The sequence below is a fragment of the Actinomadura darangshiensis genome, from assembly GCF_004349235.1.
Lineage (GTDB): Bacteria > Actinomycetota > Actinomycetes > Streptosporangiales > Streptosporangiaceae > Spirillospora > Spirillospora darangshiensis.
In genome coordinates this window covers 1-15133 of the sequence record NZ_SMKY01000036.1, presented here as the reverse complement: position 1 = coordinate 15133, position 15133 = coordinate 1, and the positions used below count along the sequence as shown (strand labels likewise).

Genomic DNA, 15133 nt, shown 5'->3' with positions numbered 1-15133 from the left:
GTCAGTTCTCGTCCTTTCCTGCGGGGTCCGCTTCCGGCGCCTCGTCTGCGGGAGCCCCGTCCCCGGGGGCCTCGTCCCCGGGGGCCGGGCCGGCCGCGGCCGGGGGTTCCGGCTCCGCGGCGATGGCCGCCATGACGCCCTGCTCGCTCACCTGGTCCCCGGTGAGCTCCCCGGCGACGGCGCCGTCGCGCAGGACGACGACCCGGTCGGCCCCCTCGACGAGCTCCTCCAGGTCGGAGGAGATCAGCAGGACGCCGAGGCCCTCGCGGGCCAGCTCGTCGATCAGCGTCTGCACCTCCGCCTTCGCGCCGACGTCGATGCCGCGGGTCGGCTCGTCCAGCAGGAGGACCTTCGGCTCGGTGGCCAGCCACCGGGCCAGCAGCACCTTCTGCTGGTTGCCGCCGGACAGCTCGCCGACCCGCTGGTGCATCGAGGACGCCTTGATGCGCAGCCGCTTCATAAACGTGCCGACGATGCGGTCGATGCGCGCGTCGGAGACGATGCCGGCCCGGGAGAGGCCGGGCAGCGCGGCCAGGGCGATGTTCTCGCGGATGGACAGCGCCGGCACGATGCCCTCGGCCTTGCGGTCCTCCGGCAGCATCGCGATGCCCGCCTTGGTGGCGTTCGCGGTGGTGGGCCAGCGCAGGGGCGTGCCCGCGACGACGACGGTGCCCGCGTCCAGCGGCAGCGCGCCGGCGATGGCCTTGGCCGTCTCGCTGCGTCCCGACCCGAGCAGCCCGCCCAGCCCGACGACCTCGCCGGGGCGCACGGTGACCGACACCCCGTCCAGCTGGTGCCGGCGGGTCAGCCCGCGCGCCTCCAGGACGGGGACGTCGCCGGCCCGCTCGTGGTCGCCGGAGAACTTCGTCATCCCCTCGGCGCGGACCTCGGCCATGTCGCGGCCGAGCATCAGGGAGACCAGCCGGAGCCGGTCCAGGTCGGCGAGGTCGCCGGTGTGCACCATCCGGCCGTCGCGCAGGACGGTGACGCGGCTGCAGACGCGGAACAGCTCGTCCAGCCGGTGGCTGACGTAGACGACGGCGATGCCCCTGGCCCGCAGGTCCCGGATGACGCCGAAGAGGGTCTCCACCTCGCGCGGTTCGAGGGAGCTGGTGGGCTCGTCCATGACGACCACGCGGGCGTCGACCGACACCGCCCTGGCCAGCGCGACCATCTGCTGCGTCCCGACGCCGCAGGAGCGCAGCGGCCTGCGGACGTCGATCCGGACCCCGTAGGGGGCGAGCAGGTCCTCGGCCGCGCGGTGCAGGGCGCGCATGTCGATGAGGCCGAGGCGGTTGCGCGGCTCCCTGCCGAGCAGCAGGTTGCGCGCCACGCTCATCAGCGGGACGAGGCCGATCTCCTGGTGGATGGCCTGGATGCCCGCGCGCTGGGCGTCGAAGGGGCCGCCGAACGCGACCGGCTCGCCGCGGAGCCGGAGCCCGCCCGCGTCGGGGCGGTACACGCCGGTCAGCACCTTCAGCAGCGTCGACTTGCCGGCGCCGTTCTCCCCGACCAGCGCGTGCGCCTCCCCGGCGCGCAGGCCGAACGAGACGCCGTCGAGGGCCAGCACTCCGGGGAATCGCTTGACGACGCCGGCGGCCTCGATGAGCGGCGCCTCCGGCTGGGCGGACGTGGATGGGGACACGGGCACTCCCGGCGGGGTCTCCGGTGGGCGGCGGGCGGCCACGGGGTTTGTAGGCTCGCCCGCCGCCCGGTCTGGAGGCGTGGTGGTTCAGCGGCGGATCAGCGGCGGATCAGTAGGCGTACGACAGGGCTTCCTTGGCGTTGGACGAGTCGTACTCGCGGTCCTGGATCACGACCTTCTGCGGGATGCTCTCGCCGTCCAGGAACTTCTGCAGGGTCTGGAAGGCGAGCGGCCCGAACCTCGGGTTGGACTCCACGACCGCGTAGATCCAGCCGTCCACGATGCCCTGGACGGCGGCGCGGGTGCCGTCCACCGAGACGACCTTGACGTCGCCGGCCTTCTTGCCCGCGCCCTTCAGGGCGGTGACGGCGCCGAGGGCCATCTCGTCGTTCTCGGCGTAGACGGCGTCGATGTCGGGGTGGCTCTGCACGAGCTGCTCGGTGACCTGCTGGCCCTTCTCGCGGGCGAACTCACCGGTCTGCTCGAAGGTGACCTGGATGCCGGGGGCCTTGGCCTGGATCTGGTCCTTGAAGCCCTTGGTGCGCTCGGTGGTGACGTTGTTGCCGGCCGCGCCGAGCAGGATCGCGACCTTGCCCTTGCCGCCCAGCGCCTTGATCATCTGGTCGGCGGCGCGCTTGCCCTGCTCGACGAAGTCCGAGCCGATGAAGGTCACGTAGTCCTTGCAGGCGGTCGCGTTGATCTGCCGGTCGACGGTGATGATGGGGATCTTCTTGGCCGCGGCCTGCTGCAGCACCGGCTCCCAGCCGTCGGAGTTCAGCGGGGCGATGACCAGGGCCTTGGCGCCCTGGGCGATGAGCTGCTGGACGTCGCTGATCTGCTTGCCGAACTGCGACTGCGCGTTGGTGGCGCGCAGCGTCGCGACCCCGGTCTTCTTCGCCTCGGCCTTGATCGAGGCGGTCTCGGCGATGCGGAACGGGTTCGCCTCCTTCTCCGACTGGGAGAAGCCGATCACCGAGCTCTTCAGGTCGAACTTCTGCCCCCCGAACCTGCCGAGCGTGCAGGCCGGCCCGGCGGCGCCGGAGGACTGCACGACCTGCTGCTGCCCCTGGGCGTTCTGGTCCGCGCCGGGCTTGCCGTCGTCCTCGGACTTGGCGCACCCCGACACGGCGAGCGCGACGACGGAGCAGATCGCGAGGGCGGACTTCAGGGAGGCGCCGGGTCTGGGGGGCTTGACCATGATCGAGGTCCTTTCGCGAACCGGGGTGGTGCCGTCATTCAGCCATCCCCGATCAGATTCTGTCAATATCGCTCAGATAACGCCAGTGGCGGGCTCTCTCGTGACAGGACATGACCGATTCCGGGCACGCCGATGAGCGCGCCCGGCGGCGCGGCGATCGGGACGTCCTAGCCGTCGGTGCGGACGGGGGCGACCCACACGTCGACGCCCGCGTTCTCGAACTCGCTCAGCTCCGACTGCGACGCCTTGGCGTCGGTCACGAGGAACGCGATCTCATCGGTGGGGACCGTCTGGAACATCGTGTCGACGCCCACCTTCGTGTGGTCCACCAGCGCGACCACCTCCTGGGCGGCGTGCGCGAGCGCGCGGTCGACGCCCGCGACCAGCATGTTCGGCGTGGACAGGCCGCGCTCGGTGGTGAGCCCGTTGCCCGAGATGAACGCCCGGCGGACCCGCAGGCTCGCGAGGGTCTGCTCGGCCGCCCCGCCGACCAGCGCGTGGATGGCCCCGCGCAGCGAGCCGCCCGTCATCACGACCTCGACGCCGCGCGCCTCGGCGAGCATCTGGGCGACCAGGAGCGAGTTGGTGACCACCGTGAGCGCGTCGAAGCCGACGAGCTCGCGGGCGAGCTCGCGGGTGGTCGTGCCCGCGCCGATGACGACGGCGTCGCCCTCCTCGACGAGGTCGGCGGCGAGCCGCGCGATCGCGGTCTTCTCCTCGGCCGCCACCTTGGCCTTCTGCTGGTAGGTCGGCTCCCACGACAGCCCGCCGGGCGCCATCGCCCCGCCGTGCCTGCGGTCGAGCAGCCCTTCGGCCTCCAGCGCCCGGATGTCGCGGCGCACGGTCGCCTCGGACGCCTCCAGCGAGGCCGCCAGATCGCGCATGGAGACCGCGCCGTTCGCGCGGACGATCTCCAGCAGCCGCTGGCGCCGCTCTGCGGCGAACCCCGGACGACGTGGCATGCGAGAGCCCTTCCAGGCGATGGGCGGAGGCATCTCGATGATGCCAGACGCGCGGGCACTGCGAACGATCTTCACCGGCCGGGCGGCGCCGGGGTGCCGCGCAGCAGCCGGTCCAGGGTGACCGCCGCGAGGATCAGCAGGCCCTCGATGACCTGCTTGTAGGTGGAGTCCCAGCCGAGCAGGTTGAAGCCGTTGGAGATGAGGGTGAGGATCAGGGCCCCGGCGAGGCAGCGCCAGACGGCGCCCTCGCCGCCGAAGATGCTGGTGCCGCCGATGACGACGGCGGCGATCGCGGTGAGCTCCAGCAGGGTGCCGAGGCCGGCCTGGGCGGAGCCGGCGCGGGTGGTCATGACGAGGCCGGCCGTCCCGGCGCAGGCGCCGCTGATCGCGAACACCGCGACCCGGATCGGGACCGTCCTGATCCCCGACAGGCGGGCCGCCTCGGCGTTGCCGCCGACCGCGTAGACGCCGCGGCCGAACACGGTCGCCGCGAGCAGCAGCCAGCAGGCGGCGGCGACGGCCGCCAGGACGAGCGTCGGCGCGGTGATGCCGCCGAGCACGGTCGGCAGGCTGAGCGTCTGGAACGCGTCCAGCTGCCGGGCGTGCGGGTAGACGATGGCGCCGCCGGTGATCACCACGGCCAGGCCCCGGTAGACGATGCTCAGCGCCAGCGTGGCGATGAACGAGTGCACGCGAGACAGCGCGACGACGAGCCCGGTCGCGGTGCCCATGAGCGTGCCGGTCGCGATGCCCGCCGCGTACCCGGCGGGAACGCCCGCGGACTTGGTGACCAGGACGGACACGACCGCGCTCACGGCGAGGACGGCGCTGACCGACAGGTCGAACATGCCGCAGACGATGCACAGCGTCATGCCGCAGGCCAGCAGCCCCACGACGGCGGCCTGGTCGAGGACGTTGACCAGGTTCCCCTTGGTGAGGAACGTGTCCGTCGAGAGGGACAGCGCGATGACGAGCCCGGCGAGCGCCACGACGATGCCGTTGTCGCGCAGCGCGGCGGCCCTCACCGCAGGCCCGCCCGCGTGAGGACGTCCTCGGCGCTCGCGCCGCGCGGGAACTCGCCCGCGATCCGGCCGTCCCGCATCACGAGGACGCGGTGGGCGAGGCCGAGCACCTCCTCGACCTCCGAGGAGGCGAGCAGGACGGCGACGCCGCGGGCGGCCAGGTCCGCGATGAGGCGGTGGATCTGCGCCTTCGCGGCGACGTCGACGCCGCGCGTGGGCTCGTCCACCAGCAGGAGGCGGGGCGAGCGGACGAGCCACTTGCCGAAGACCGACCGCTGCTGGCTGCCGCCGGACAGCGTCCAGGCGGGACGGTGCGGACCCGTGATGCCGAGGGGTTCCGCCACCGCCCGCACGGCCCGGCGCTCCGCGCCCCGCCGCACGAACCCGAGGCGGCGCCGCCGCGGGAGGCTGGCCATCGCCAGGTTCTCGGCGGCGGACCGGACCAGGACGAGGCCCTGCTCGCCCCGCGACTCCGGCACCAGCGCCGCGCCCAGCCCCATCGCGTGGGCCGGGGATCCGCCGGTGGCCGGGCGGCCCAGGATCGTCACCTCGCCCGCGTCGGGGCGGTCGGCGCCGAAGACGAGCCGCAGCGTCTCGGACCGGCCGCTGCCGACGAGCCCGGCGAGGCCGACGATCTCCCCCGCTCGCACCTCCAGCCGGACGTCCCGTACGGCACGGCCCCGCGACAGTCCCCGCACGGCCAGCACGACGGGTGCGTCGTCCGGGACGGGCGCGGGCTCGGGGTAGAGCGTCTCGACGGGGCGGCCGACCATGGCGCGCAGCAGGGCCTGCGGCGTCAGCTCCGCCGCGGGCGCGGTCGTGACGTGCCGCCCGTCGCGCAGGACGGTGACGGAGTCGCAGGCGGACAGGACCTCGTCGAGCCGGTGCGAGATGAGGACGATCGCGATGCCGTCGCGCTCGGCGAGGTCGCGGGCCAGCCGGAGCAGCCGTTCGGCGGCGGGCGCGGGCAGCAGCGCGGTCGGCTCGTCCAGCGCGATCAGGCGTGCGCCCTGGGCCAGGGCGCGCAGGATCTCGACCTGCTGGCGGTGCACGAGCGGCAGGTCGCCGGCGCGCGCCGCCGGGTCGAGGGAGAACCCCGTGCGGGCGGCGAGGCGGCCGAAGCGCCGCCGGTCCCCCGCCGGGTCGCGCAGGCCGCGGACGCGGCGCCCCCGCCGGTCGCCGAGGGACACCCCGCCGCCGAGGAACACGTTGTCGGCGACGCTGAGCCCGGGCACGATCGCGCCCTCCTGGGTGACGAGCGCGATGCCGCGCCGCAGCGCGTCGCGCGGTGAGCGGATCGCGGCCGGCTCGCCGTCCACCGCCACCTGCCCGGAGTCGGCCGCGACGGCACCGCACATGATCCGGGCGAGGGTGCTCTTCCCCGCGCCGTTCTCGCCGACGATCCCGTGGACGCGGCCGCCGCGCAGCGTGAGGGACACCTCGTGCAGGACGGCCGTCCCGCCGTAGCTCTTGCGGATGCCCTGGAGCGCGACGTCCACCGCCGTTACTCGTCGTACTCGCCGGTGATCCCGGAGGAGGCGATCAGGTCCTTGGTCAGCTCGCCGCCGTTCGGGGCGAGGGACGACATGTCGGTCGACGCCGCGACGGTCTTGCCGTCGGCCTTGGCCAGCCCCAGCTCGGCGGCCTTCGCCCCGGCGGTCTTGACCGGCAGGTAGGGGATCCCGTACCAGCGGCCCTCGGTCACCGCCTTCACGGCCTGCCGGGAGGCCCCGTTCCCGACGTACTGGATCTTCTTGCCCTTCGCCGCGTCCTCGGCCCCGAAGAGCGCCTGCGACGAGCCGATGACCACGTTGACGTCGGAGTGGGCCTGCAGGAGGTCCTGCATGGCCTTGCGGCCCGTGTCACGTGTGTAGCCGCCCTCGATCTGCGCGACGACGTCGACGTCCGGCACCGTTTTCAGCGTGTCCACGACCGCCTTCGTGCGGGCGTTGTCCAGCGGCAGCGTCTTCAGGCCCTCGAAGTAGGCGACCTTGCAGGGCTTCGCCTTGACCTGCTTGCAGGCGTCCCTGCCGAGGTGGCCGAGCCGCTCGCCGTTGAGCGTGGGGACGTCCACCAGGGAGATGACGCCGGGCACCTGCGGCTCGGCGGTGTCGTAGCGCGTCCCGACGGGGGTGAACTGCACGACCACCGTGATGCCCTTGCGGACGGCGTCGCGGACGGCGGGGACGACGGCGGTTCCGTCGTTGGCCTGCAGGACGAACACGCCGAACCGCTTGGAGGTGATCGCGTCCTGGAGCTGGCGGATCTGCGCCTGGGCGTCGAAATTGGAATCGAAGAACTCCGCCTTTCCGCCCGCCTTCGCCGCCTGCTCCTTCACCCCCTCGAAGGTCGCCACCGAGAATGAATTAGCCTTGGCGAACCCGAAGAACGCGATGCTCTTCGGATCGCCGGCGGAGGAATCACCGGACGCCCCTCCGTCATCGGGGTCGGCACACGCCGCGAGCAGGACGAGTCCCGCCGCGAGCGTCACCCAGTGGCGCTTGAGGAGATGCGCTCTCATGGCTTTCGTCCCATTCCCACGTAGAACCATTCGCCGCCGGGACGATCCCGGTCCTCGGCGTCGTCCGGACGCCATTCGTTGACCACCGTCACGCCCGGTTCCAGCACCTCGAACCCCTCGAAGAACCGGGAGATCGCCGCGTGGTCGCGGTGGATCAGCGGCGCGGTGGCGTCGTCGTAGACCTCGCGCGCCGCCGCGCCCACCTCCGGGTGCGCGTCGTCGGTCAGGTGAGTGACGATCAGGTGGCTGCCGGGGGCCATCCGCGCGGCGAACTCCCGGACGACGCCCCAGGGGTCCTCCTCGGCCGTGAGGCAGTGCAGGATGGCCACGAACAGCACCGCGACCGGCTCGGAGAAGTCGATCAGGCGGAGCACGTCGGGGTTCTCAAGGATCTTCTCCGGCCTGCGGACGTCCTCCTGGACGACGGTCGTGGTGTCGTCGATCGCGCGGAGCGCGCGGGCGTGGGCGAGCACGACCGGGTCGTAGTCGACGTAGACGACGCGCGAGTCGGGCGCCACCCGCTTGGCGACCTCGTGCACGTTCTCCTGCGTCGGCAGGCCGGTGCCGAGGTCGAGGAACTGCCTGATCCCGTTCTGGGCGGCGAGCCGGACGGCGCGTCCGAGGAATCTGCGGTTGGCGATGCAGATGTCCCGGCTCGGGCCGAGGGCCATGATCTTCTGGGCGGCCTCCCGGTCGGCCGGATAGTTGTCCTTGCCGCCCAGGTAGTAGTCGTACATGCGCGCGGCATTGGGGGTGTCCACGTCGGGTTCGTACGGCGTGAAGTCCGATTCGGTCACCAAGGCCCCTCTGCACAGAGTCGACGGCGATGCCAGCGCGCCGGCCCCAGCGTAATGGCCGCATGATCACAAGACGGGAACTCCAGGGAGATCGCCGTAAATATCCGGTATTTCCACCGGACCGCTTCGCGGGTTTCGGTCAGGGTTTGCGGGCGACCCCGCACAGCGTGGACGTACTGGGCACCTCGCCGAACGGACTCGGCTCCGGACGCCACTTCTCGCACGCCACCACGCCCGGGTCGGCCAGCTCGAACCCGTCGAAGTAGCCGGCGATCTCCTCCGGGCGGCGGAGCCGGTACGGGACCGCGCCGGTGTCGTCGTACTCCTGCTGCGCCTTGTTGTGGGCGTCGTCGCTGTCGGTGTCGTCGTACAGCGCGAGGAAGCTGCCCGCAGGAAGGCCGCCCATCAGCGTCCGGATGATGTGCAGCACCTCGTCGTAGCCGTCGATGTGCCCGAGGACGCCCATCAGCATCAGGGCGATCGGCCGGTCGAAGTCGAGCTTCTCCCGCGCGACCCGCAGGATCCGCTCCGGGTCGCGCATGTCCGACTCGATGTAGCTGGTCTCGCCCTCGGGCCGGCTGGTGAGCAGGGCGTGCGCGTGGGACAGGACGAGCGGGTCGTTGTCGACGTAGACGATGCGCGCCTCGGGCGCGACGCGCTGCGCCACCTCGTGGGTGTTGTCGACCGTGGGGAGCCCGGTGCCGACGTCGAGGAACTGGCGGACGCCCTCCTCCCCCGCCAGGTACCGGACCGCGCGGGCCAGGAAGTGCCGGCCGGTCCGGGCGATGTCCACGATCCCCGGGTAGACGCTGACGTACTGGTCGCCCGCCTCCCGGTCGACGGGATAGTTGTCCTTGCCACCGAGCCAGTAGTTCCATATACGGGCGGAGTGCGGAACGGACGTGTCGATGGCGTTGGCCGGATCGTCAGCCATGGGACTCTCCCTACTGTGCTCCACCGGTGGTCGCGCATAAAATAGACCATTCTCCGGGCGTCCAGGCAATAACCAACGAAGCGGGGGCCGAGTGCGTTTCCGGCGGCTTGTCGCGATCGGGGTCCTGCTGACCGCGCTCGGCCTGCTCGCCGGATGCGGCGCCGGGGCACCGAACCGGGAGCAGCGGGCCCGCGTCGAGGTCGCCGTCCTCGACGACGGAGGCGCCCTCGTCGACCTGTACGCGGCGGGACGGCTGGAGTCGGACGCCGAGGTGCGGGCCCTGGCCGGACGGGTCGCCCGGCGGCTGTTCCCCCGCGCCGCGGACGTCCGCGTCCGCACGACAGAAGGGCGGGGCACGGCGTTCGCCCGCGCCGAGATCGATCGCGCCTACCGGACGGGACGCACGCCGTCGCTGCACATCGACACGTCCGGCGCACTGCGCGAACTCACCGCACGCGGATTCGACGACACGGCCGTGAAACTGCGCCTGCCGCCGGTTCCGGCCACGTCGGCTCAGCCCTCTCCCGCCCGCCTGCGCAAGAACGCCCCGGCGCCCGTCGTGGACATCGCCATGAGACCGGAGCCGAAGCGCTGGTACGGCGCGATGGCGCTGCCCGTGCTCGGCGCGGCGGGCGTCGTGCTGGGGTTCTTCGTCCGGCGCCGCTCCATCGCCCTGCCGTCGGCAGGGGTCGCGGTCGTGACCGCGGTCCTCTCCGTCACGCTCTCCGCGGGACGGCAGGGCGCCAACCTCGGCGTCGCGGGCAAGCTCGGCGGCACCGCGCTGGACGTGGCGTCCGTCGCACCGCTGACGGCCGTCCCGATCGGCCTCCCGGCCGCGATGCTCCTGGTCACGGTCGCCGTCCGGTGGTTCCACAAGCCGGTCGCCCACCAGCCCGAGATGCGCCCGCGCGACACCGGCGTCTTCTGGTGACCGCGCAGGGAGGGGACGGCGCGTTCGCCCAGGGTCGATTGATCGTAAACTGAGGGTCATGTCCGGCGACCGGCCCTCGTGCACCTGCGTGATCTGCAGTGACTACGGCGACCGCGACCGCCTGGACAACTTCCAGCTCCGCACGATCGTGCACATCACGCAGTACGGGTGGAGCGTCGTCCTCGTCCACGGCGACGACGGCGGGCCCGGCTGGGCGTACACGGTGGGCCTGTGGCACAGCCACCGCGCCCCCGAGCTGGCGATGTTCGGCGGCGACGTGTACGAGACCGAGGAGATCCTCAACGCGCTCGGCCGGCAGACCGCCGAGGGAGGCGGCCCGGCCGACGGCGAGCGCCGCGACGGGGTCGTGCGCGGGCAGCAGGCGGCCTTCCGGGACGTCGACCCGCACTGGTACGACGGGCTGTTCAGCGGCGCCGTGACGTTCTACCGGCGCCCGCCGCTGCCGATGCTCCAGGTCGTCTGGCCGAACCGGGACGGGCTCTTCCCGTGGCAGCCCGGCACCGACCTGCCGTTCCGGCACGCCCAGCCGTGGCTGTGGCTGCACCCGAAGCAGCACCCGGCCGGCGCCTGGACCAGGCGGCTGTCAGACAAGCGCACCGAATGGCGGCTCTGATCCGCCGCTTCCCACGGCTTCACCCGCCGGGCGGGCCGCGTCGGCATACGATCGGCGGGTGTACGGGCCGATCGCGGAGACCATCCGCACCCAGCGCCTCGTCCTGGAGCCGCTGGCGGTCCACCACGCGGACGAGATGGCCCCCGTCCTGGACGACCCGCGCCTGCACCGCTACATCGGCGGCGAGCCCCTCACCCGGGACGAGCTGCGCGCCCGCTACGCGCACCTGGTCGCGGGCCCGGCGCCGTTCCACCAGGAGTACTGGCTGAACTGGACCGTCCGCCGCGCCCGGGACGGGCAGGCCGTCGGCTACGTCCAGGCGACGGTCACGCCCGCGACCCCCGAATTCACGGTGACGCCCGCGTCCGCCGGGTCGACCGTCTCGCCGGGGCCGCCGCGGCACATCGCGTCGGTCGCCTGGGTCGTCGGCATGCCCTACCAGGGGTTCGGCTTCGCCACCGAGGCGGCGCACGCCCTGCTGGACTGGCTCCTCGCGCGCGGCGTCGGCGAGATCGTCGCGACCGTCCACCCGGAGAACCGCGCGTCCGAGGCCGTCGCGTCCAGGATCGGCCTGCGCCGCACCGCCGAGCGGCGCGACGAGGAGACCGTCTGGCGGCTGCCTCGTAACCCGCCGTGACAGTGTGTTGCTGCACGGTGGGGTAGAGGTAGGCGACAATCGACTGGCGAGGACGTACCGGCCGAGGGGTGGAGAGCATGCGGGAGGTCTGGCCCGGGGATCCCTATCCGCTGGGCGCCACCTGGGACGGCACGGGCACGAACTTCGCGCTGTTCTCCGAGGTGGCCCGGCGGGTCGAGCTGTGCCTGTTCGACGCCGACGGGCGGGAGACGCGGCGGGAGCTGCCCGAGGCGGACGGGTTCGTCTGGCACGGCTACCTGCCCGGCATCGGCCCCGGCCAGCGGTACGGGTACCGGGTGCACGGGCCGTTCAGCCCCCGTGAAGGGCACCGCTGCAACCCGTCCAAGCTGCTGCTCGACCCCTACGGCAAGGCGGTGGAGGGCGACGTCCGCTGGCACGAGTCGCTGTTCTCCTACCGGTTCGCCGACCCCGACGCGCTGAACGACGACGACAGCGCCCCCCACATGCCGAAGAACGTCGTGGTGAACCCGTTCTTCGACTGGGCGGACGACCGGCCGCCGCGCGTCCCCTACCACGAGAGCGTCATCTACGAGGCGCACGTGAAGGGCCTGACGAAGCTGCACCCGGGCATCCCGGAGGAGCAGCGCGGGACCTACGCGGGCCTCGCCCACCCGGTGATGATCGACCATCTGCTCGACCTCGGCGTGACGGCCGTCGAGCTGATGCCGGTGCACCAGGCGATCCCCGAGCACGCGCTGGTGGCGCGGGGGCTCGACAACTACTGGGGCTACAACACGATCGGGTTCTTCGCGCCGCACAACTCCTACAGCTCGTCCGGGCAGTACGGGGAGCAGGTGCTGGAGTTCAAGGCGATGGTCCGCGCCCTGCACGACGCGGGCATCGAGGTCATCCTGGACGTCGTCTACAACCACACCGCCGAGGGCGACCACCTGGGCCCGACGCTGTCGTTCCGGGGCATCGACAACGCCTCGTACTACCGGCTGCGCGACGACGACAAGCGCTACCACCTCGACTACACCGGCTGCGGCAACTCGCTGAACGTCCGGAACCCGCACGCGCTGCAGCTCATCATGGACTCGCTGCGCTACTGGATCCTGGACATGCACGTCGACGGGTTCCGCTTCGACCTCGCCTCCGCGCTGGCCCGCGAACTGCACGACGTCGACCGGCTGGCGGCGTTCTTCGACCTCGTCCAGCAGGACCCGGTCGTCTCGCAGGTGAAGCTCATCGCCGAGCCGTGGGACGTCGGCGAGGGCGGCTACCAGGTCGGCAACTTCCCGCCGCTGTGGACGGAGTGGAACGGCAAGTACCGCGACACCGTCCGCGACTTCTGGCGCGGCTCCTACGCGACCATGCCGGAGTTCGCGTCCCGCCTCACCGGGTCGTCCGACCTGTACGAGCACAGCGCGCGGCGGCCGTTCGCGTCCATCAACTTCGTGACCTGCCACGACGGGTTCACGCTGACCGACCTTGTCTCCTACGACAACAAGCACAACGAGGCCAACGGCGAGAACAACCGGGACGGCACCGACGACAACCGGTCGTGGAACTGCGGTGTCGAAGGGCCGGCGCGCGACCCGGCGGTCCTCGACCTGCGGGCCAGGCAGCGCCGCAACTTCCTCGCGACGCTGTTCCTGTCGCAGGGGGTGCCGATGCTCTCCCACGGCGACGAGCTGGGACGCACGCAGAAGGGCAACAACAACGCCTACTGCCAGGACAACGAGATCGCCTGGGTGCGCTGGGATGACTCCGACGACATGGAGTTCGTCCGGATCCTGTCGCGGCTGCGGCACGACCATCCGGTGTTCCGGCGCCGCCGGTTCTTCACCGGGACCGGCCGCGGCGCCGCCGCCGACATCGCCTGGCTCACCCCGGCGGGCGACAGCATGACCGACGAGGACTGGAACGTGGGGTTCGCCAAGTCCCTCGGCGTGTTCCTCAACGGCGACGCCATCACCGAGCCCGACCCGCGGGGGCGGCGCGTCCGGGACGACTCGTTCCTGCTGCTGATCAACGCCGGGTCCGAGCCGGTCGAGTTCACGCTGCCGGGCGCCGAGTACGGCGAGCGCTGGGAGTTCACCCTGGACACCGCCGAGCCCGGCACGGTCGGCGAGCGGGCCCGCGTCAAGGCACGCGACGTCATCCCGCTCGCCGACCGCGCTCTCCTCGTCCTGAAGCGCGGGCAGTGACCCCTCAGCGGCTTCTCATGCGCGGGTGACCTCCATCGCGGTCAGGAAGACCAGCACCACCGTCGTGGCCGCGACCGCCCCGTGCACGGCGACCGCCGTGGCGGGGAACGCCTGCTCCGCGCCCCGGGCATGCCGGCCGCCCCGTCCGACGAGCCAGCGGGTGAACAGCAGGAACCCCTGGAGGACGACGACCAGCAGGGCCGCGAAGGCCACCCAGGCGTAGGCGGCGTCCCCGGTGGCCAGGTAGGCGATCCAGACGGCCAGGCCGGCGACGGCCGCGAACGGATGCCCCACCACGACCAGGAAGGGGAACCGCGTCACCTTCGTCGAGTGCCCCCCGTTGGTCAGCCAGATGATCAGCAGGTAGCCGCCCGCCACAGCGGCCAGGATCCACGCGCCCAATGCGGCGAACTCCAACCCCCCGCTCCTTTCATGAAATTCTCATCCCCGTCCCCTGCGCTCAGTGTCGCCCCCCGGCGCTCCTGGCATGACGGATTCGTACAGATTGGTGTACGGCCGGTCACCGGAGCGGTCAACCCGGGCCCCGGGTAGCTTGAGACTCCTATGCGGACCCTTACTCCGGAGCCCGGCGACGTCGACCTGACCGAGCGCTACGCCTACCCGCCCGGAACCACCTGGATGCGGGCGAACATGGTGGCCAGCCTCGACGGCGCGGCCCAGCGCGACGAGCGCAGCGGCGGCCTCGGCAACGCCGCCGACCAGCACCTGTTCCTGCTCCTGCGCGGGCTCGCCGACGTCGTCATCGTCGGCGCCGGGACGGTCCGCGCCGAAGGCTACGGGCCGGTCCGGCCGAGCGAGGGCTGGGACGGCGTCCGGGACGGCCGGCCGCCCGTCCCGCCGCTGGCGATCGTGTCCCGCACCCTCGACCTGGACTTCGACGCGCCGGTCTTCGCCGAGGCGGAGGTCCCGACGATCGTGCTGGCGCCCGCGACCGCCGACCCGGTGCGGCTGAAGGCGGCGCGCGAGCACGCCGACGTGATCGTCGCCGGCGAGGACTCGCTCGACTTCCCCGCCGCCGTCCGGGAGCTCGCCGCCCGCGGCCACAGGCGCCTCTTGTGCGAGGGCGGTCCGGGCGTCCTCGCGCAGGTGGTGGCGGCCGGGCTGCTGGACGAGCTGTGCCTCACGCTGAGCCCGCTGCTGCTCGGCGGGCACCCGACGCGGATCCTGAACGGGCCGCCCGTGCCCGTCCCGCCGGAGCTGACGCTCGCCCACGCTCTGCAGGACGAGGAGTTCCTCTTCCTGCGCTACGTCCGCAGCCGGTAGCGCACGAACAGGACGCCCTCGTCCAGGTAGAGGGCGGCGGGGTCGAGCGGCACCTCGGCGTCAAGGCCGTCCAAGAGGCGGGTGTGGCGCTGGGCCCCGAGGAGGGCCGGGGCGATGTTCAGGCACAGTTCGTCCACGAGGGACGCCCTGATGAGCGCGGTCGCCAGTGACGGGCCGCCTTCGCAGAGGAGATGCTCGTGACCGAGGTCGTCGCGGAGCGTCTTGACGGCGGCGGGGAGGTCGACGTCGTCTTCCCCTTCTGCGACCACCTGGATATGGCCTGGGACCTTGTTCCGGACGTTCCGTGCCGTCACGACGATGGTGGGTGTCTCGGCCTCGGTGAACAGGGGCAGCGTCCAGTCGAGGTCAAGGGAGCGGCTCACCACGACGATGGGGG

Annotated in this window: 15 protein-coding genes; 5 read left to right on the top strand and 10 right to left on the bottom strand. The window is 72.3% G+C overall.

What is annotated here, in order from left to right:
- Window position 1 precedes the first annotated feature (1 nt).
- From E1293_RS11035 to E1293_RS11000, 8 genes are all read right to left on the bottom strand, one after another.
- Window positions 2-1645, bottom strand: a complete 1644-nt coding sequence (locus tag E1293_RS11035; protein WP_132196612.1) for a sugar ABC transporter ATP-binding protein — start codon at window positions 1643-1645, stop codon at window positions 2-4.
- 109 nt (window positions 1646-1754) lie between these two features.
- Complete coding sequence (locus E1293_RS11030) at window positions 1755-2843, bottom strand: ABC transporter substrate-binding protein (RefSeq protein ID WP_132196610.1); 1089 nt, start codon at window positions 2841-2843, stop codon at window positions 1755-1757.
- A gap of 167 nt (window positions 2844-3010) precedes the next feature.
- Window positions 3011-3805 (bottom strand): DeoR/GlpR family DNA-binding transcription regulator, encoded by a 795-nt coding sequence (locus E1293_RS11025; protein ID WP_132196608.1) that lies wholly within the window; start codon window positions 3803-3805, stop codon window positions 3011-3013.
- 71 nt (window positions 3806-3876) lie between these two features.
- Complete coding sequence (locus tag E1293_RS11020; protein WP_132196606.1) at window positions 3877-4830, bottom strand: ABC transporter permease; 954 nt, start codon at window positions 4828-4830, stop codon at window positions 3877-3879.
- Entirely contained in the window at window positions 4827-6326 is a 1500-nt protein-coding gene (locus E1293_RS11015; protein ID WP_132196604.1) for a sugar ABC transporter ATP-binding protein, read from the bottom strand. Before E1293_RS11015 ends, E1293_RS11020 begins: the two co-directional genes overlap by 4 nt.
- A gap of 5 nt (window positions 6327-6331) precedes the next feature.
- On the bottom strand, window positions 6332-7348 hold the full coding sequence (locus E1293_RS11010; protein ID WP_207938783.1) for a sugar ABC transporter substrate-binding protein: 1017 nt from the start codon (window positions 7346-7348) through the stop codon (window positions 6332-6334).
- On the bottom strand, window positions 7345-8145 hold the full coding sequence (locus E1293_RS11005) for an SAM-dependent methyltransferase (RefSeq protein ID WP_243716154.1): 801 nt from the start codon (window positions 8143-8145) through the stop codon (window positions 7345-7347). The genes E1293_RS11010 and E1293_RS11005 overlap by 4 nt, the downstream gene beginning before the upstream one ends.
- Window positions 8146-8284: 139 nt before the next feature.
- Window positions 8285-9079, bottom strand: a complete 795-nt coding sequence (locus E1293_RS11000) for an SAM-dependent methyltransferase (RefSeq protein ID WP_132196602.1) — start codon at window positions 9077-9079, stop codon at window positions 8285-8287.
- 91 nt (window positions 9080-9170) lie between these two features.
- On the opposite strand from E1293_RS11000, the gene E1293_RS10995 reads away from it, so the two are divergent.
- The 4 genes from E1293_RS10995 (at window position 9171) to glgX (ending at window position 13452) form a co-directional block, all read left to right on the top strand.
- Window positions 9171-10010 (top strand): hypothetical protein, encoded by an 840-nt coding sequence (locus E1293_RS10995; protein WP_132196600.1) that lies wholly within the window; start codon window positions 9171-9173, stop codon window positions 10008-10010.
- 58 nt (window positions 10011-10068) lie between these two features.
- Complete coding sequence (locus E1293_RS10990) at window positions 10069-10644, top strand: DUF4262 domain-containing protein (RefSeq protein ID WP_132196598.1); 576 nt, start codon at window positions 10069-10071, stop codon at window positions 10642-10644.
- 58 nt (window positions 10645-10702) lie between these two features.
- Window positions 10703-11281 (top strand): GNAT family N-acetyltransferase, encoded by a 579-nt coding sequence (locus tag E1293_RS10985; protein ID WP_132196596.1) that lies wholly within the window; start codon window positions 10703-10705, stop codon window positions 11279-11281.
- Between the two features lie 77 nt (window positions 11282-11358).
- Entirely contained in the window at window positions 11359-13452 is a 2094-nt protein-coding gene (gene glgX, locus E1293_RS10980; protein ID WP_132196594.1) for a glycogen debranching protein GlgX, read from the top strand.
- 15 nt (window positions 13453-13467) lie between these two features.
- Here the strand turns inward: glgX and E1293_RS10975 are convergent, their stop codons facing one another.
- Window positions 13468-13869 (bottom strand): hypothetical protein, encoded by a 402-nt coding sequence (locus E1293_RS10975; protein ID WP_132196592.1) that lies wholly within the window; start codon window positions 13867-13869, stop codon window positions 13468-13470.
- A 147-nt stretch (window positions 13870-14016) separates the two neighbouring features.
- Between E1293_RS10975 and E1293_RS10970 the strand changes: the two genes are divergently transcribed.
- The gene (locus tag E1293_RS10970; protein ID WP_132196590.1) at window positions 14017-14736 is read left to right on the top strand and encodes a pyrimidine reductase family protein; all 720 of its coding nucleotides are present in this window, start codon (window positions 14017-14019) and stop codon (window positions 14734-14736) included.
- Here the strand turns inward: E1293_RS10970 and E1293_RS10965 are convergent.
- On the bottom strand, window positions 14718-15133 hold a 416-nt coding region (locus E1293_RS10965; protein ID WP_207938782.1), incomplete at its 5' end, for a dihydrofolate reductase family protein. The genes E1293_RS10970 and E1293_RS10965 overlap by 19 nt on opposite strands.

Excerpts from the sequence above, each read along its gene's own strand:
- E1293_RS11030 (WP_132196610.1), bottom strand. The coding sequence starts at position 2,843 with ATGGTCAAGCCCCCCAGACCCGGCGCCTCCCTGAAGTCCGCCCTCGCG.
- glgX (WP_132196594.1), top strand. The coding sequence starts at position 11,359 with ATGCGGGAGGTCTGGCCCGGGGATCCCTATCCGCTGGGCGCCACCTGG.
- E1293_RS11025 (WP_132196608.1), bottom strand. The coding sequence starts at position 3,805 with ATGCCACGTCGTCCGGGGTTCGCCGCAGAGCGGCGCCAGCGGCTGCTG.
- E1293_RS10990 (WP_132196598.1), top strand. The coding sequence starts at position 10,069 with ATGTCCGGCGACCGGCCCTCGTGCACCTGCGTGATCTGCAGTGACTAC.
- E1293_RS11010 (WP_207938783.1), bottom strand. The coding sequence starts at position 7,348 with ATGAGAGCGCATCTCCTCAAGCGCCACTGGGTGACGCTCGCGGCGGGA.
- E1293_RS11000 (WP_132196602.1), bottom strand. The coding sequence starts at position 9,079 with ATGGCTGACGATCCGGCCAACGCCATCGACACGTCCGTTCCGCACTCC.
- E1293_RS10970 (WP_132196590.1), top strand. The coding sequence starts at position 14,017 with ATGCGGACCCTTACTCCGGAGCCCGGCGACGTCGACCTGACCGAGCGC.